The 18,419-nt window shown below is 47.5% G+C and carries 14 protein-coding genes; all 14 read left to right on the plus strand.

The window, feature by feature from the left end:
- Positions 1 to 2: 2 nt before the first annotated feature.
- The 14 genes from ACQCN2_RS11775 to ACQCN2_RS11840 all read left to right on the plus strand — a co-directional run bounded on the left by ACQCN2_RS11775 (position 3) and on the right by ACQCN2_RS11840 (position 18,148).
- Complete coding sequence (locus ACQCN2_RS11775) at positions 3 to 848, plus strand: 4Fe-4S dicluster domain-containing protein (protein WP_426929109.1); 846 nt, start codon at positions 3 to 5, stop codon at positions 846 to 848.
- Positions 838 to 1,494, plus strand: coding sequence for a formate dehydrogenase subunit gamma (locus ACQCN2_RS11780; RefSeq protein ID WP_426929110.1), 657 nt, complete (start codon positions 838 to 840; stop codon positions 1,492 to 1,494). Before ACQCN2_RS11775 ends, ACQCN2_RS11780 begins: the two co-directional genes overlap by 11 nt.
- 169 nt (positions 1,495 to 1,663) lie before the next feature.
- Complete coding sequence (locus ACQCN2_RS11785) at positions 1,664 to 2,452, plus strand: formate dehydrogenase accessory protein FdhE (RefSeq protein WP_426929111.1); 789 nt, start codon at positions 1,664 to 1,666, stop codon at positions 2,450 to 2,452.
- Between the two features lie 23 nt (positions 2,453 to 2,475).
- Positions 2,476 to 3,726 carry a molybdopterin molybdotransferase MoeA gene (locus ACQCN2_RS11790; RefSeq protein WP_426929112.1) on the plus strand — a complete coding sequence of 417 codons (1,251 nt, stop codon included), beginning with the start codon at positions 2,476 to 2,478 and terminating at the stop codon, positions 3,724 to 3,726.
- Between the two features lie 33 nt (positions 3,727 to 3,759).
- Complete coding sequence (locus tag ACQCN2_RS11795; protein WP_426929113.1) at positions 3,760 to 5,688, plus strand: molybdopterin biosynthesis protein; 1,929 nt, start codon at positions 3,760 to 3,762, stop codon at positions 5,686 to 5,688.
- A complete protein-coding gene (gene selA, locus ACQCN2_RS11800; RefSeq protein ID WP_426929114.1) occupies positions 5,685 to 7,103 on the plus strand; it encodes an L-seryl-tRNA(Sec) selenium transferase in 1,419 nt (472 codons plus the stop codon). Before ACQCN2_RS11795 ends, selA begins: the two co-directional genes overlap by 4 nt.
- Before the next feature lie 19 nt (positions 7,104 to 7,122).
- On the plus strand, positions 7,123 to 7,743 hold the full coding sequence (gene mobA, locus ACQCN2_RS11805) for a molybdenum cofactor guanylyltransferase (protein ID WP_426929115.1): 621 nt from the start codon (positions 7,123 to 7,125) through the stop codon (positions 7,741 to 7,743).
- 62 nt (positions 7,744 to 7,805) lie between these two features.
- A complete protein-coding gene (moaA, locus tag ACQCN2_RS11810) occupies positions 7,806 to 8,798 on the plus strand; it encodes a GTP 3',8-cyclase MoaA (RefSeq protein ID WP_426929403.1) in 993 nt (330 codons plus the stop codon).
- A gap of 41 nt (positions 8,799 to 8,839) precedes the next feature.
- Positions 8,840 to 9,718 carry an ABC transporter substrate-binding protein gene (locus ACQCN2_RS11815; protein WP_426929116.1) on the plus strand — a complete coding sequence of 293 codons (879 nt, stop codon included), beginning with the start codon at positions 8,840 to 8,842 and terminating at the stop codon, positions 9,716 to 9,718.
- Positions 9,719 to 9,767: 49 nt separating this feature from the next.
- Positions 9,768 to 10,469: an ABC transporter permease gene (locus ACQCN2_RS11820; protein ID WP_426929117.1), complete on the plus strand. Its 702-nt coding sequence runs from the start codon at positions 9,768 to 9,770 to the stop codon at positions 10,467 to 10,469.
- On the plus strand, positions 10,466 to 11,182 hold the full coding sequence (locus tag ACQCN2_RS11825; RefSeq protein WP_426929118.1) for an ABC transporter ATP-binding protein: 717 nt from the start codon (positions 10,466 to 10,468) through the stop codon (positions 11,180 to 11,182). Before ACQCN2_RS11820 ends, ACQCN2_RS11825 begins: the two co-directional genes overlap by 4 nt.
- Before the next feature lie 388 nt (positions 11,183 to 11,570).
- Entirely contained in the window at positions 11,571 to 16,193 is a 4,623-nt protein-coding gene (locus ACQCN2_RS11830; protein WP_426929119.1) for an Ig-like domain-containing protein, read from the plus strand.
- A gap of 209 nt (positions 16,194 to 16,402) precedes the next feature.
- A complete protein-coding gene (locus tag ACQCN2_RS11835; protein ID WP_426929120.1) occupies positions 16,403 to 16,909 on the plus strand; it encodes an RrF2 family transcriptional regulator in 507 nt (168 codons plus the stop codon).
- Positions 16,910 to 16,975: 66 nt separating this feature from the next.
- Positions 16,976 to 18,148: an MFS transporter gene (locus ACQCN2_RS11840; protein WP_426929121.1), complete on the plus strand. Its 1,173-nt coding sequence runs from the start codon at positions 16,976 to 16,978 to the stop codon at positions 18,146 to 18,148.
- The last annotated feature ends 271 nt before the right edge of the window (positions 18,149 to 18,419 follow it).

Genomic DNA, 18,419 nt, shown 5'->3' on the forward strand with positions numbered 1-18,419 from the left:
GGATGGCTGAATATGTAAAACTGGTCGATACGACAAAATGCGATGGCTGTCGTGCCTGTATGGTGGCATGCAAAAACTGGAATGACTTGCCTGCTGAACCGGAGCGATTTTCTGGAAGCTACCAATCTCACGAATCACTGACGGCTAATACGTGGAACGTCATCACGTTCACGGAACAAGAAACTAAAAATGGCGGTTTCGAGTGGCTGTTCCGCCACGCTTCATGTATGCACTGCAAAGAGGCTGGCTGCGAGAAGGCGTGCCCGAAAGAAGCCATCAGTCATTCGAAGTTTGGTTCTGTTGTCATTGACCATGACAAATGCGTTGGCTGTAATTATTGCGTGCAAAACTGTCCGTTTGGCGTCATTCAAATTACGTCATACATCGATAAAAACGGAAGGGAACAATATCGTTCACAGAAGTGTACGCTGTGCACAGACCGACTGGAGCAAGGGCTGAAGCCGGCTTGCGTTACAGCTTGCCACACGAATTGTCTTGAGTTTGGCGATCGTGATGAACTGCTGTCCCAAGCCTCTAAGCGACTAAGCGCTGTGAAAGATCGTTACCCAAACGCCAATATTTACAATCCAGAGGGTGTTGGCGGCGTGAATACCGTTTATTTGCTGGCTGACAAGCCGTCTGTTTACGGTTTGCCGGAAACGCCCAAAGTTGCGACGTCTACCGTTTTATGGAAGGACTACATGCAACCGTTAGGCAAGTTGATGTTTGGTGGGGTAGCCATGGCCGTTCTTGCGGCTTACGTTAGTAATAAGGCGACAAACAAAGAAGCCTACCGCAAGTACGAAGAAGTCTACAAGAATAAAGGAGATGATGACCATGCCGAATAAACGCAAGATGGTGCGGCGCTTCTCCACGCAAGTCATTGTTGCACACTGGCTCAATGCCGCAGCTTACTTCATTCTAGCGCTAACTGGCGCAAGCTTGTACTCGGAATGGTTTGATTGGGTAATTGCGCTAATGGGCGGTCCCGCTAATACACGGTTAGTGCATCGCATATTTGCAGTAGTGTTGATGCTGCCGATCTTGTATATGCTAGTGACCGATCGAAAAAGTTTCTTTCACTGGATTAAGCAAGCATTTACATGGAAAAAGCATGACTTAATGTTTTTCCTCCACTTCCCAAAAGAGTTTTTCGGCGGTCATTCTAAGGGAATGCCTAAACAAGACTTTTTTAACGCTGGAGAAAAGTTAAATTCGCTGCTTACGATTTTCACTTTAGCGATTATTACCCTATCTGGAACGGTTATGTGGTTTCATGATTCCTTTCCGCGTGAAATGGTGCAGTGGGCGTATTTTTTCCACGATTTCGGTTTTGGCATTGGCGGTGCGGTTATCATCGGCCATATTTTCCTTAGTCTCGGCCATCCTGGCTCCAAAATTGCCATGGAGGGTATGACGACAGGTAAAGTGCCGATTGAGTACGCAAAAGACCACCATGAGAACTGGTACGATGAGTTAAAAGCTCAAAGGTAGAGTGCCGCGAACCAGCAGCACGACCAAAAGTGGTCGCCTAACATACTGGCATAATTGGTGAGAAACGTAATCAAGACGAGCAGGGGGTTGTCTTGGGTGCCCTTTATTGGAAACCAAGATAACCCCAACTGCTTTTGATTCCGAAAAACTTAGGAGGGAAGGACGCAACATGGTGAACGGTGTAGTATCTCAAGCATACGAGAACATTCAGAAGAACATTTGCGCTTTACAGCAAAAATGGCGCAAACAAGTTGATGCGTCTGCTCTAGTTTCAAAAGTAATTGACGCGAACGTACCTTTGCTTGCGCATAATGTACTGTCCATTCCAGCGCAGCAATATCAAACGTTTATGTTGGAGCTTACGGATTTTTTGCAGGAAAACAAAGTGAATGCGGAACTTGACTTTTCTAAAATAAAGAAACTTGTGGAAATAGAAGGCGGAAGCGATACGTTTGTTGCAAATGCGCTTACAGTCAATTTGTCGTATTTTCATGAATTAGCGCAAGAGTATGGAACCAGTGAGCAAATGGTCCATGTTATTGCAGAACACGGGATTCGACCGTTTTTGCAAGCTTTCAGCGCCCATATTGGTGATAGCTTGACAGATGTTGCTGCGCCTCATTCATGCAAAGTATGCGGCGAGCCGTTTCGCCTGGCGATTTTCAATGATAAGAAAGTAGTCACTTGCACCCGATGTTACTCGCAATTTCAGGAGAAGCGTCTCAAGTGTTCGCATTGCGACAATGATGACCATACGCATTTGCGCGTCTTAAAGGTGGAAAATGATGAGCAACATGAGGTATTGGCGTGCGAAAAATGCAACGGATATATGAAAATCATCACAACAAGCGAAAAGCTTGACGAGTTGATTCCGGATCTATTGGACTTGCAGACGATTCATCTTGATATTATTGCGCAAGACAACGGGTTTGGCGGAAATGACAGCAGCGAGCAATAAGGGTTTTGAGGAGGCAAACCACGTTGGAGTTTTTTAACGTGAAATCGGCGGACGAGGTACTTTCACTGATCAAACAAGTAGTGGTTCCTATTGATCAAGTGGAACAAAAACATTTGTCCCATGCTTTGCATGACGTGTTGGCAGAAGATATTGTGGCAAGAGAACATATCCCTAATTTTTGCCGCTCTACTGTGGACGGGTACGCGGTGTGGGCTCATGATACATTCGGGGCAACTGAGACGTTGCCTGTTTTTTTGCAAATTGTCGGCGAAGTGAAGATGGGCGAAGCCGTCACACAGCAGCTTAAGCCCGGCGAAGCGATCTATGTGCCGACAGGCGGAATGATTCCGGAAGGCGCAAACAGTATGGTGATGATCGAGTATTGCGAAAATATTAGCGGATTGCTGAATGTATACAAGCAAGTTGCGCCGCACGAAAATGTTATTTTTCGCGGGGAGGATGTAGCGGAGCACTCGGTAGTTTTAACAGCCGGAACTAGGCTCTATGCTCCGGAGATAGGAGTTTTGGCTGCGCTTGGAGTAGAATATGTACCTGTTCGCCGCAAGCCTGTTGTAGGCTACTTGTCTACAGGCGATGAAATTATGCCAATTGCTACGAAACAATTAGCAGTTGGTGAAGTGCGCGACATGAACGGATTTACGATAGGAGCTTTGACACAGCAGTGGGGCTTCTCCTTTATTTATGGTGGTACTGTTCAAGATGACCCGGACACGCTAAAGACGCGTCTGGCTGAATTGCTGCAGCAGGTAGATATGCTGGTCATATCCGGCGGCAGCTCAGTCGGAATGCAAGACTTTTCCGTTTCGGCGATTCAGTCGCTTGGAGAACCGGGAGTGTTTGTTCACGGAATATCGGTCAAGCCGGGCAAACCAACCATTATTTCGATGGCCGGTAATAAACCAGTGCTAGGTCTACCGGGACATCCAGCGTCAGCGCTTACGATTTATCGCATCTTTGGCAGCGCCATTTTGTCGAAATTGGCAGGGTACAACGAAGCGGATATGGAACGAAAGCCGCATTTGACGGCACACCTGACAAAAAATGTGCCTTCGAGTACGGGGCGCACCGATTATGTACGGGTAAAGTTGAACCCGGACGCTGATGGGGTTTGGTATGCGGAGCCGGTGCTAGGGAAATCGGGGCTGATTTCGACATTTCTGCATAGCGACGGCATGATAACCGTAGCCGCAGGTAAAGAAGGACTGAAACAAGGCGAAATCGTTTCCGTTCAGCTATTTCATAGCCTCGATTAAAATAACTTCGGTTAAAGTCAGGAGAGGATACGTTTGAAATTTGAGCGAACCGTCTATTTGGATAATAAGACACGTCATACAGCGAAGATGGAGTTTATACAAAATGGGCGTGCTATAAGGCGGACTGAGCTCGTCGACGTTCATGAAGGGCTGGGCCGAGTGACAGCCGAGCCGGTGTACGCTTGCCTGTCAGCGCCATTTTTTCATGCTTCGGCAATGGATGGCATCGCGGTACGCGCTGAACATACGTTTGCGGCACATGAATCCAGGCCGCTTACGCTGGTCATAGATCGTGACTTTCGGTTTGTCAATACTGGCGCCCCGATTGATGACCCGTATGACGCTGTCATTATGATTGAAGATGTAAACGTGCTAGATGAGCAGCGTGTGGAAATAATCGAGCCGGCAACGCCGTGGCAGCATATTCGCGCTATTGGCGAAAATATTACGCAAGGCGAAATGTTATTTGCGAGTGGTCATACGCTGCGCCCCTTCGATTTGGGCGTTTTGCTGGAAAGCGGTATCCTTAAGGTTTCCGTCATACAAAAGCCAACGGTTATCGTGATTCCAACTGGTAATGAATTGATTGCCGCCAACCAAGCAGCATCTCAGCCAAAAGGCAAAATCATTGAATCGAACAGCACCGTTATTTGCAACATGGTGCAGGAATGGGGCGGCACAGCAACGGCTTATCCTGTTGTACCCGACAACTATGAGGAACTCAAGGCGGTACTGCTTCAGGCAGTAGAGCAAGCGGACATCGTGATTGTCAACGCAGGCTCTTCAGCAGGCAGTGAAGATTATACGATACATTTGCTGCGTGAACTCGGCACGGTGTTTACGCACGGCGTGGCCACGAAGCCGGGTAAGCCTGTCATCCTTGGAAAAATCCAAGATACGATGGTGGTCGGCTTGCCAGGATATCCTGTATCAGCCTATTTAACGGCAGAGTGGTATATTTATCCGTTGATTTGTCACTATTTGGGCGTAGCCGAGAAACAGCGTCCGAAGTTGCGTGTCAAACTGGGACGCCGCGTCGTTTCGCCAATGGGAACGGAAGAATTTGTACGTATGAACATTGGCTATGTAAATGGCGAATTTGTGGCCAATCCATTGCCGCGCGCTGCAAGCGCTACGATGTCTTTAGTGCGCGCTGACGGAATGCTGATCATCCCGATGGAAACACTTGGATATGAGCAGGGCGGTTTTGTCGAAGTGGAACTGTACAAGCCAGTTGAGAAGATTAAGGCGAGTATTTTATTTACGGGAAGCCATGACTTGACGATTGATCTGTTGTCAAACCATATGAAGCGCAGCGGTTGTGCCGGCGAAATCATTGCGGCGCACGTAGGCAGTTTGGCGGGAATTATGGCGTTACGCAAAGGAGAAACACATTTTACTGGCATTCATCTGCTGGATCCAGATACGGGTGAATACAACCTGCCGTATTTGCGGAAATACGGGCAAGGGGCTGATCTTGTCCTCATTCCATTTTTGAAGCGGACACAAGGTTTGCTGGTTGCCAAAGGCAATCCCCTGCAAATTGCAACGATAGAAGATATTGTGACGCAAGACATCCAGTATGTTAACCGGCAAAAAGGCGCGGGTACGCGCATTTTATTTGACTCGCTGCTTGCAAAATCCAATCTCTCACCGCATTCGGTGCGTGGTTACGGACGCGAATTATATACGCATTTGAGCGTGGCGGCTGAGGTAGCCAGCCAGCCTAATAGCACCGGCCTCGCCATTTATCCTGTTGCGCAAGCGATGAATTTGGATTTTATTCCAATTGCCGATGAAAATTATGATTTGGTAATGACCCGGTCATTTTTTGAAAGCGAGGAAGGACAGGCGCTTTTTGCTGAAATACAATCGGAAGCGTTTATACGCGATGTCGAGAATGTTGGAGGCTACGCTATCGTTCGTCATCCGGAACCGATTTTTTTGGAGGATTCCCGATGAGTATGAGTGTAAGATTGCTACCGCCAATTCATCAATTGCAGAGGCACGAACAGTTTCGACTGTTGCAACAGGAATACGAATGTTCCGCTGAACTGTTGACCGATGTCGTGTCCGCTGCGGTTCAGCAAATCCGCAGCTCGCTGCTTGCTGAGGCGGCACCAAGTGCTGAGGTCCTCCCGTTGACAGAGGAATCGTTAATTGGCTCGATATTCGCCAAGGCAAAGGAGACGCTCGCCAAGCAATATAGCTATCAGCTACGGCATGTGCTCAATGCAACAGGTACGGTGCTGCATACGAATCTTGGCAGAGCGTGTTTAAGTGAAGCAGCGATTGCGCATGTTGTGGAGACAGCGCGCGGATACAGCAATTTGGAATACAAGCTCGACGAAGGCGAACGCGGCTCGCGCCATGATATCGTAGAGCGTGTGCTGCTGCAAATGACAGGGGCAGAAGCGGCAATGGTGGTCAATAACAATGCAGCCGCCGTGTATATGATTTTGCACGCATTTGCACAGGGCAAAGATGTCATTGTATCCCGTGGCCAGTTGGTGGAAATTGGCGGTTCCTTCCGTGTTTCTTCTATTATGGATGAAAGCGGCGCGCGTTTGCGGGAAGTGGGGACAACCAATCGAACGCATCTCTACGACTATGAACGTGTCATCTGCGACGAGACACGCATGATAATGAAAGTGCATACGAGTAATTTCAAGGTTGTCGGTTTTGCGCATACGGTCGAATCAGACGAGCTGATTGCTCTCGCAAGGCGGCATGAGCAAATCATCTATTATGAGGACCTAGGCAGCGGCATGCTGTACGACTTGCGCCAGCACGGCATTGGCGAAGAACCGCTGGTGCAGGAGGTAGTCGCGCAGGGCGCGGATATTGTGTCGTTTAGCGGCGATAAGCTGCTGGGCGGGCCCCAGGCGGGCATCATCGTCGGCCGGAAGTCGCTAATCAACAAGCTCAAGAAGCATCCGCTGGCCCGAGTGCTGCGCGTTGATAAAATGACGCTGGCGGCACTTGAAGCAACGCTCTTGCAATTTGCCAAAGGCGTTGAAAGTGCCAAGCAAATCCCGACATTGCGGCATATATTAGACAGCCCGGAAGCTGTTTATGAGCGTGCGGCTGCGCTCGCGAATGAGTTAAAGTCCTATGGCATTCAAGGAACGGTGATTCGCGAAGAAGCGCCAATCGGTGGGGGAACGCTGCCGGATGTCCTATTGCCTACTTATGCAGTCATGCTCGAAGCCAAGCACAGTAACAATTTACAGGAAGCGCTGCGGCTCGGTACGCCAAGCATTGTTTGCCGCGCGCGCCATGGCGCGTTGCTGTTTGATTTGCGCGCGATTACGGATGCCCAAGTGCCGCAATTGGCACAAGGCATTACGCAGGCGATAAACAACCTGAAGAAGTAAAGTGGAGGGGGATTGCCATATGCTAAGCGGAGTTATTTTGGCAGGAGGTAAAGGAACGCGAATGGGAGGGCGCAACAAAGCTTTGTTGCAGCTTGATGGCAAACCGTTGCTTGAGCGGCAATTGGCTGTCATGCAGCGCATTTGCTCCGATATCGTCATTGTCGCCAATGATCCGGAGGCAATCCGCCCCGTTATCCAATCTCGGACGCCCTTTGCTTCGGACTGTGATATTCAGATCGTGCCTGACCTGTATTTGGAGTGCGGTCCGCTGGGAGGCATCCATGCCGCATTACCTCATTGTCGTAATGAGGCAGCATGGCTCGTCGGTTGCGACATGCCATTTATAAGTGAGCAAGCGGCTCAATATATGTTTGCGATTTGGCAAAAGCAGCAGGCGGATGTGGTCATTCCGGCTGACGGGGAGATGCTCCATCCGCTTCACGGCATTTATGCCAAGCACATCCATGCTACGGTAGAGGAAATGCTGCAGATGAAGCAATACCGCATCCAGCGATTGCTATCTGGGCTGCATACAATAACCATTGATTTTAGCGGCAACGAGCACTCGCTGAGCAATTCTCCGCCGTTTTGGACAAACATCAATACGCCGGATGATTATGCAAGCGCACTTCAAAAGTAAATATGTATGTTTGCAACGGAAAAGAACCAAGGGGTGTTTGGGTATTGCAACAAAATAACAGGATGATTGATGAACTTCATCGCCCTCTAAAAGATTTGCGTATTTCCGTGACCGACCGGTGCAACTTTCGTTGTCAATACTGCATGCCTGCCGAAAAATTTGGAAGCGATTATCCGTTTCTGCCGAAGTCGGAACTGTTGAATTTTGAAGAAATGACTAGAGCGGCGCAAATCTTCGTGGCTTTAGGCGTTAGGAAAATTCGCTTAACCGGAGGCGAGCCGTTACTCAGACAAGACTTGCCTGTATTAATCGCCAGGTTGGCTGAAATACAGCATTTGGAAGATATCGCATTGACCACAAATGGTCTACTTTTGCCCAAATTTGCAAGAAGTTTAAAAGATGCTGGACTAAAGCGAATCAATATTAGTCTGGATAGTCTGAAGTCTGATTTTGGAGAAATAAATGGACGCGGCGTTTCGCCACAAGAAATTATTGAGGGGATTTATAGCGCACAAGAAGCCGGTCTGGGCGTCAAGATCAATATGGTTGTGAAAAAAGGCATGAATGCGGATCAAATTGTCCCGATGGCGGAGTTTTGCAAAAAAGAAAGCATTCAGTTACGTTATATCGAGTTCATGGATGTTGGAAATTGCAACGACTGGAATCTCGATCGGGTAATGACCAAAGCCGAGATCTTGTCCATATTAGCTGAGCATTATTCTTTAGAAGAAGTGCCGCGCGCTTATGGAGATGTTGCGCAACGTTATCGCCATCGAGATTGCGGAACAGAGATTGGCTTTATTACTTCGGTTTCCGAAACGTTTTGTTCAAGCTGCACACGGGCGCGCTTGTCTGCGAATGGTAAAATCTACACGTGTTTGTTTAGCGAGGATGGTCACGATTTGAGAAAGCTGCTCCGTTTAGGGGCCAGTGATGAAGAGATTACAGACTATATCTCGCATATATGGCCAAATAGAGCAGACCGCTATTCAGAGCTACGAGCGACGGAGACGAAGCGGCGAAACAAAGTGGAGATGCGCTTTATCGGCGGGTAGGGCTCCCCGTCTAAAATCAAATCAGTCAGGAGAATTAGAATATGAAACCTAATAAAAAGATTGCTTTTATCACGCTGTTGGTCTTGATTCTTTCCCTTGGTGGACTATTGGGCTGTGCTCAGAAGGAAACGGTCCAGAAGGAAGCAGTCAAGAATCCCAACTTGATTATGGCCACAACTACCAGCACCCAGGACACCGGGCTGCTTGACTACCTGGTGCCGATTTTCGAGCAAAAAACTGGCTATAAGGTAAAGGTAGTAGCGGTGGGGACTGGTAACGCCCTGGCCATGGCTGAAAAGGGTGAAGCAGATGTGGTTCTCGTTCACGCCATGAAATCGGAAAAACCTCTTGTGGACAAGCAAGTAGTGGTGGATTACAATCTGGTGATGCACAACGATTTCTTGATCGTCGGACCGACCAATGACCCAGCAGGCATCAAGGGTGCAAAGAAAGCCAAAGATGCCTTTACTAAAATCGCCGATGCTAAGGCAACCTTCATCTCCCGCGGAGACGATTCCGGGACCAACAAGAAGGAGCTTGATATCTGGAAACAAGCTGGCATCAAGCCGTCGGGAAGTTGGTATCTGGAGTCTGGCCAAGGAATGGGACAAACCCTGCAAATGGCCTCTGAAAAAGGAGCTTATACCTTAACCGACCGCGGTACCTATCTGGCTCAGCAGAAAAACATCAAGCTCGATGGTCTGGTACAGGGAGAGAAGTCACTTCTTAATATCTATCATGTAATGGCGGTAAACCCGGCCAAGTTCTCCAAGGTTAACTACGATGGAGCCAAAGCCTTTGTCGATTTCATAGTGGCCCCTGATACTCAGAAGCTGATCGCCGATTTTGGCAAAGATAAGTACGGTGAGCCTCTGTTCTTCGCTGATGCCGGCAAGACCGTAGAAGAAATCCAAAAGTAACCATTCGAAAAAGTTATTTTATGATCAATCATGTCAGGAGCGGGAACAAATGGGAACCATTCTAGAGGGACTGATGGAAGCGGTCAAGCTGTTGCTGCACGGTGACTCTGAAGTATTGGAGATCACCTTGCGCACCCTGCAGGTGGCGGGGACATCTACCCTGATCAGTGTGCTGCTAGGTGTTCCACTTGGTACTCTGGTAGCCTTGAAGCGCTTTCCCGGGCGCAAAGGCGTAATTACCCTGATCAACCTTGGGATGGGGCTTCCCCCTGTGGCGGTTGGACTGATTACCTGGCTCTGTCTCGCCCGTTACGGCCCATTAGGCAATCTGGATCTCCTTTACACCCCCACCGCCATGGTGATCGCTCAGGCGCTCATCGCCACACCGCTAGTGGCAGGCTTCAGTATCGCTGCCATCCAGTCTATCAATCCGAAGATGCATCTGCAGATCTTGGCGTTGGGAGCGAACCGCCTCCAATACCTCTGGTTGTTGCTGCGCGAGGCATGGTTAGGGTTGCTGGCAGCGGTGATTGCCGGCTTCGGGGGTGTCATTTCCGAAGTGGGGGCCTCCATGATGGTAGGGGGCAACATCAAGGGGGAGACCAGGGTGCTAACCACTGCCATCTCTCTGGAGGTCTCTAAGGGAAGTTTAGAGCTGGCCACCGCTCTCAGTGTCATCCTACTGCTCCTCTCTCTAGCGATCACCGCAGTGCTTACCTTACTTCAACAACGAAGGAGGCAGCCACAATGATCCCTGCCATCGAAGCTAGCAATCTACAATTGCGAAGGGGGAAGAAAGAGGTCTTCTCCATTGACCATTTCACCCTGAAGGAGGGGGAGGTAGCCGCCCTGGTGGGACCCAACGGGACGGGAAAAACATCGCTGATTCTGACATTGGCCCTTCTACAACGTCCCAGCTGCGGGCAAATCTTCCATTATGGAACCCCAGCCGGCAAAAACAACCTGCTCTCCCTGCGACGTCAGATGGCTGTGGTGTTTCAGGAACCCTTGCTGATGGATACCACAGTACTGGGGAATGTTATCACTGGACTCAGGATCAGAGGCATGGCCAGGACTCAGGCGGAAGCGCTGGGGAGAGAGTGGCTGAAGAGGTTGGGAATTGCTGATCTTGAGCAGCGTTCCGCCTTGCAGCTCTCTGGAGGGGAGGCGCAACGAGTCAACCTGGCCCGGGCACTGGCTCTCGAACCGCGGATTCTCTTTCTGGACGAGCCCTTCTCCGCCCTAGATTATCCCACCAGGAGCATGCTTTTGGAGGACCTGAATCAGATTTTGAAGGAAACGGGGATGACGGCTCTGTTCGTTACCCACGATTATACGGAGATTCCTGTTTTGGCTAGTCGGGTGGTGGTGATGCTAGAGGGAAAACTGATCAGAGACGGTGATGTGGATCAGGTTCTCGGCCGGACCGCCGTCAGGCCGCGGGTTCCGGCACCTTGGGAGTAACAGTGGTTTGTCATACAGTTAAAAAGGCGGATAACCCCGCCTTTTTTTATGACTAAAAATGTAATGACTTTCACAGAGTATATTACTTTCCATACCGCTGATAAGTTGGCAACTCAATTCTTAGGGGAATCAACAGTGTACTAACTGGATCATTTTGTATAATACACTAAAATATAGTTATCGGATATGAATTGAAGCATAAATTTGCCTAGTTGGCAGACTTATGCTTCTTTTAGTTTGGCTATGTTAAACCATGCCGGCTAAATTTTTCTAAAAAAACCTAACCTTAGTTAGGTTTTTTCACTTCCCTAATCTTTTACAATCATGAGATGAAGAGGAATGCGCCAGACAAGGATTCGGAAAATCGGTAAGGATGTGAATTAAAGCAATGGTTTTTGCTCATCGTAAGACCCCAAAAGTGTTAACTGTTTTATTATCGACCAGTGTTTTTTTAACCATGGCAACAGAGACGCTGGCATCGCCGAATATGAGTACACTTACAAACAGGACAAGCTTTGCTGCGACGGCAAGCGCCGATAAGACTGAGCAGGTAGAAATAGAGTCCGTCACTGCAACAAACGGGATCATCACAGTAAAGCTTACTGGAAATCCGAAAGACAGTCTCACCGCAGACAACTTTACATTCTTGCTAAAAATAGATGATAAGAGGGAAAAAGCGGTATCGGCGACAAGCTTTACGTGGGATGAGGCACAGAACACCGTGCACGTCACATTCAAACCCATTGCTGCAACGAAAGCCAAGCAAAACGTAGCCATTAGCGTTCTCTTTAATGACGTGAAGACAGCTGCTGATGTGTTTACCATCGCGGAACGAAACGCAAAAATAGCGGAAGTAAAGATTTACAACGGCTCTAAGGACTTTGTTTTGACCCCAGATTCGGACGAATCCTTGCAGCTTACGGCCATCGCTGAAGATAAAGACGGGAATATCTTAGCTGGGAAAAAGGCAACCTGGTCATCAGATAACAAGAGCGTAGCGACAGTTGATAAAAACGGCATGGTCAAGGCTGTTGGCGTGGGTACAGCGACGATTACAGCGACCATCGAGAGAAAGACCGCAAAAGCAAAAGTGAAGGTAACCGAAGGAGCGGCCACCATTAAGGATATCACAGCCTCCAATGGGCTAGTCACCGTGACCTTTACCAAGGCTCCAGAAAAAGCCCCCAAACTGAGTGACTTCTCCTTTAAGAAGTGGGTAGATAAGAAAGAAGCACAAAAGTTGGTCATGAGCGGGTTTACCTGGAACGAATCAACGAGCTCAGCCAGTTTTACCTTTAAACCGTTAGCCGCAGCCAGCAAAAAGCAGAAGGTTGTTATTGGTGTAAGCTATGCCGATGCAACCATGGATGCTGATGCCTTTTTCATTGCTGCAAAAAATGCCAAGGTAGAAAAGGTGAAGATTCAACATACATTTGATACCGATTTAACCTTGAATTCAGATCATGCAGATTTGCAGCTCATTGCAATAGCCACTGACAGCGAGGATCAGATTGTTGCCGGCAAAAAAGTGTCGTGGAAATCGGACAATACAGAGGTTGCTACTGTCGATCGTAACGGGAAAGTACAGGCTGTTGGTGTCGGTACAACAACGATTACCGCTACTGTCGATGGCAAGTGGGCGACTATTCGCGTCTCAGTAAAGTCGACTGCCACTCCTCCCAGTCTTACTCTCGGGACTTCCATGCTGAGCGAATCGGCTGCCAATGATGGAAGTATTTCGATGGTGCAAACGATCTCAATCAGCAACGGAGAATTTGTGGAGCATCCTTCTGCTTCCGACATTGTAGTCAATAATCTCCCGGTCGGTTTGGGAGTAAATGTGACACAAAGCAGCAGTACGCAGCTCACTATTGCTTTTACGGGAGCAGCGGTGAATCATACTGCGGCAGACAGCAGGAGCAATCTCAGCGTAACGATAGTAAGATCAGCGATTAAAGGCGCAACAGAAAACATTACTTCAGAAGCGTTCGGGATTCGCTTTGCTGATTCGGTTGTCGTAGTCCCTCCGGGGCCAACGGGGCCAACATTGGTCATCCTCGCTGTGGATTCCCTAGGGAAAGTCGGAAATGGAAAAATCACTAATTTACAAGCGGGAGTAAAATATGTCGTGACATTTGGCGGGAAAACCTACGGTGTGCAACAAAACGGAAGCTTAGGAGCGGAAAACTCTCCTGCGGAAGCGTTAGCGGGGACTGAGATTACGGGACTGAAGAATGGAATAGCATATAAAGTCGAAGAGGAAGCTGTATTTACAGAACGTTTACAAGTCGCTCTATATCGAACGGCTGCGAATGCAACAGTTATTGAAGGCTTGCTAGCAGCCAATCAGCTGGGGTTGAACGTATCCAGCTATCATAACCTGGATGCAACGGGTAAGACAGCTGTAGCAGCGAAACTAAATAGCCAAAAGTCAACATTTACAAGCAAGAACGCAATTCAGACTGTACTCGATGCCGCAGTGGCGGTTGAAAACAAGGTTGCGTCGTTCAGAATGGCCTTGTCTCCGTCAGAAATTGAAGACTTGCTAGCGTCCAATGATCTGGGATTGACAACTGTAAGCTATGGTAACTTGGATACTTCGGGCAAGATTGCAGTCTCTTCAGAACTGTTTGGCGAGCGTACGGGTTTCACCAGCAAGGTAGATATACAGAATGCATTGGATACAGCAGTGACACATGTCATCGAGCAGGCAAAAGTAGATGCCTATAAAAATGCAGCTAACGAAGCAGACATCAAGGCTTTGTTGGATGCCGCACAAAATGTGTTAGGGCTGGATGTAGTGGCCTATAGGAATTTGGATGCTACAGGTAAGACAAACGTTTCCGCTGAATTGTACGGAGGGAAGGCTGCATTTGCGAACAAATCAGCAATCCAGAGTGCACTCGACGCAGCTGTATCCGGCGAAGCGAAAGTGGCGGCTTACAGATTGGCGCAAGATGCAGATCAATTCAAAGGCTTGTTAGGCTCCAATTCATTAGGATTGGCTCTGACAGCATACAACCAGTTGGATACGATTGGCAAGACAGTAGTAGCGGGAGTGCTGGAGGGGCAAAAGGCTGCTTTTGCAACAAAAACAGACATACAGACGGCACTCGATGCGGCTGTTGCCAGTGAAGCCAAGCTAGCCGCCTATCGAAGCGCAGCGGATGCAGCAGCTATTGAAGGTTTGTTAGCAGTCAATCAGCTCGGGTTGGATGTACTTGGCTATAATGCCTTGGATGTCACAGGCAAGACAACCGTTTCGGGGACATTGAACAGCCAAAAGGCAGGGTTCACAAGCAAAGCAGCAATTCAGGCTGCACTGGATGCGGCTGTTGCCAGTGAAGCCAAACTAGCGGCCTATCGAAGCGCAGCGGATGCAGCAGCTATTGAAGGTTTGTTAGCAGTCAATCAGCTCGGGTTGGATGTACTTGGCTATAATGCCTTGGATGTCACAGGCAAGACAACCGTTTTGGGGACACTGAACAGCCAAAAGGCATCGTTCACAAGTAAAGCAGCAATTCAGGCTGTACTGGATGCTGCGGTGAACGATGAAATCAAAATAAGTGCCTACAGGGTAGCGCCAGATTCTCACGAAATAGAAAACTTGTTGACGGCAAATGATTTAGCTTTGGACCTAACGGCCTACAATCAGTTGGACTCAGGGTACAAGACATCAGTGGCTATCGGTCTGTTTAACATGCGAGCCGACTTCACTAGCAAGGATAAGATTAAAACTGCATTGGATTCATTAGTGGCTAATGCGATTGAGCAAGTAAAAGTAGATGCCTATAAAAATGCAGCTAATGCAGCAATCATCAAGGCTTTGCTGGATGCCGAGCAAAATGTGTTAGGGCTGGATGTAGTGGCCTATAGGAATTTGGATGCTACAGGAAAGACGAACGTTTCCGCTGAATTGTACGGAGGGAAAGCAGCATTTGCGAACAAATCAGCAATCCAGAGTGCACTCGATGCAGCCGTCGCCATCGAAGCGAAAGTTGCAGCTTACAGATTGGCGGAAGATGCCGATGAAATCAAAAGTTTGTTGGCGGCCAATGAGTTAGGGTTGGATCTGACATCGTATAATCAGCTTGACAATACGGGAAAAACAGCAGTAGCTCAGGTGTTGTTTGGGCAAAAGGCGACGTTTAAAACAGCTGACGACATTCTGGAGGCTCTAAATAACGCTGTTCCCAGCGAAGCGATGCTGGCTTCCTACAGAATGGCGACAAGTGCGGATGAGATGAAAAATCTGCTTGATGCAAACCTGATTGGTTTGGATCTTACGGCCTACAACGAGCTGGACGACCAAGGAAAGCTGACAGTAGCCGCCGTACTTGTAGACCATCAGGCGGAATTTCTGAGTGTATCGGCAATTCAGGGTGCGTTGAACCCGGCTGCCCAGAACGAAGCCAAGATAGCAGTTTACCGAATGGCAGGGGATGCTGGGGTTATCCAGGGGCTGCTTGATGAAAATGCATTGTCAATCGATCAGGGTGATTATCCTTCATTGGACTCCATGCGCCAGAATAAAGTGGCTCAGCAAATATTCGACTCGAAGGGTGGTCTTGGCAACGCAGACATTTTACAAAACAGCGTCAAGAGACTTGCAGCCATACAAGCGATTGTCGATGCCGCAAGAAGAGCGAACTGGACTCTAGTTGATGGGAATACGTTTGCAAGGTCTGGATATAACTTCTCAGTGGACTTTGTGCCCTTTGTGGAGAATGCCATGGAATACAAATACGGCATGCGAGGTGAGGGAATAGGAGACTATTTTAATATGGAGGTAGATGAGATCCCTCAGCAGATTAATCTTATTAACTTAGGAGCAACAAATTCATATTATTGGACAGGAGTTGATTGGCGCAATTTTGTTGTTGCTGGGATTAAAGGGGTATCGGGTAGCAACTTTAACTCAGTGAAAAATGCCGTGACAGTAGCTAGAGCGGCAAAAGGCGGGGATCTCAGCGCTCGAGAAATCCAGGATGCCGTGGACAGTCTCAAATAAGCATTATGGCCAGTTTATAACGTCCAAAAGGTTACTGATAGAAAAAATATGACCTGATTTCCTTAGGAAGTCAGGTTTTTCTCTTTTAAAAAAACGTTATTCATCCTTCTCATTTTATCCAAGAAGATAGCAGGTAAGCACACAATTGACTCACTTTCGGAGAATAACTATAATTAGGACAATACATATCTGAATTTGAGGTGATCCTATTGCAATACAGCATCGGTGTTGAATACGCACTTCACTGCCTGACCTACCTAGTTACAAATAGTCAACCAGATGTTTGTATCGGTGTGAAAGAGCTGGCCACGTATCAAGGTGTGTCTGAAACTTATTTGTCCAAAATATTTACGAAATTAAAAAAGGCTGGCATCGTACGATCGGTTCTGGGAACAAAAGGCGGGTATGAGCTATCCAAAAGACCAGAAGATATTTCGTTTTGGGATGTAATTCAGGCGATAGAGGGAGTAGCACCTCTTTTTCAATGTAAAGAAATTAGGCAAAAGTCAGTTCTGAACAAGGATGGAGAAGTTCCAGACTTCTGCCACTCTCCCTGTACAATACGTAAAATTATGGATGAAGCTGAAGATTTGATGCGTCAATATTTGAAGGCGAAGACTCTTCGGGAGCTAACAGAAACCCTGCAAGAGAGAATTCCAAAAGAACGACAAGAAGAGACAAAGGCGTGGTTTCAAGAGGCTCTACGTCAACGTTAAAAATTTTTGTATTTAAATTCAGATAAGACATATCTGTATTGTATGGATATAAGGAGGGGAAGAAATATGTTTTCTAGGAGATTAGCATTCAAGTTGCTCATTAGCTGGGTTACATTGTTTGTTATCGGTGTTGATTTATTTGTTGTGTCTCCTTTGTTACCAACAATTACTGGAGCCTTTCGTATAAGTCCTGAAGAGGGAGGTTGGATGGTTTCGCTTTTCTCCGTGATGTATGTATTTTTTTCTCCTGCATTTGGTTCGCTGTCTGATAAGGTGGGGAGAAAAAAATTACTCATATTCGGATTACTATTATTTTCGCTTGCTAATGTTTGTACCTCTATGTCAACTTCGTATGTATTGCTTTTGTGCAGTCGGATAATCGCTGGTATATCTGTTGCGGCTGTAACTCCAAGTATTTACGCGATAATTGGTGACACGTCACCCGAAGATAAACGTGCATCTTCACTTGCAATTGTGAATTCTGGACTGCTAACGGCCATTTGGACTGGAGCTCCTGTGGGAGCGCTTCTCGGAAATGCATTTGGTTGGCAATCGGTCTTTTGGATTTTAGCGGCGGCTAGTGTGATGTTGATTTTGGCAAATCAGATTGTTTGGCCTCCCATTATCTCTTCCAAAGTAAATTCGCCGTCATCTGTAAAAAGAACGATCTTGATTAAATCGGTTCTAGTGACAGCGTTGTGGAGTATGTCGGTCTATGGTTTTTATACATATATTGGGGTTGGGTTCCATCAGGTGAATGAATACACCGACTATCAGGTTGCTACTCTTGTTATGGTATATGGAGTGGGGGCTTTAGCAGGGAGCTTGTTTGGCGGGAAGATCACTGATGGTCTAGGCGCACATCGGGTTGTGAAAGCAAGCTTAGCGGTAATGGCTGTTCTCTTACTTTTCATTGGGGTGTTCATACATCAAACGTTATTTATGTACATCTTCCTGGCGGTATTTGCCTTGAGTGCCTATGCATTTTTTCCTGCTCAACAATCATTGCTAGTAAGCATGTATCCAAATCATCGAGGGACTTTCCTGGCATGGAACAGTAGTTTTTTGTATCTTGGAATGACCTGTGGAGCAGGACTGGGGAGTGAGGTTTTAAAAGAATCCAGTTTTTCGGCATTATCATTTGTATGTGCAGGTGTGGCCGTTAGCGGATTTATATATTTTACTTTAATGTCGGAGACGTCAGTCTGGTCTCAAAGAAAAGAAGATCAATCAGGCTAGGTAGAGGGGGCTATGGGGGAGATGGGAGAGGTTTTAATTATAATTCAATAGTCCCTGCATATGAGGTTTACGGTAATATTAATGGCTCAGGATATCAGTCTTTATATAAATATAAACCTGACAGCCCTTTAGATATATATAAACCTGTTGATGGACCAGGTGATGTAGAAGTTCCTGGAGCAACAATTAAGAAGAAATAATTGATTTTAACAATAAGGTGAGAGCTGAGCCTTCTTTGTGATAGGATGATCAAACAATACATCCGCGATAA

The organism is Brevibacillus ginsengisoli (assembly GCF_050113715.1).
Classification (GTDB): Bacteria; Bacillota; Bacilli; order Brevibacillales; family Brevibacillaceae; genus Brevibacillus_H; species Brevibacillus_H ginsengisoli.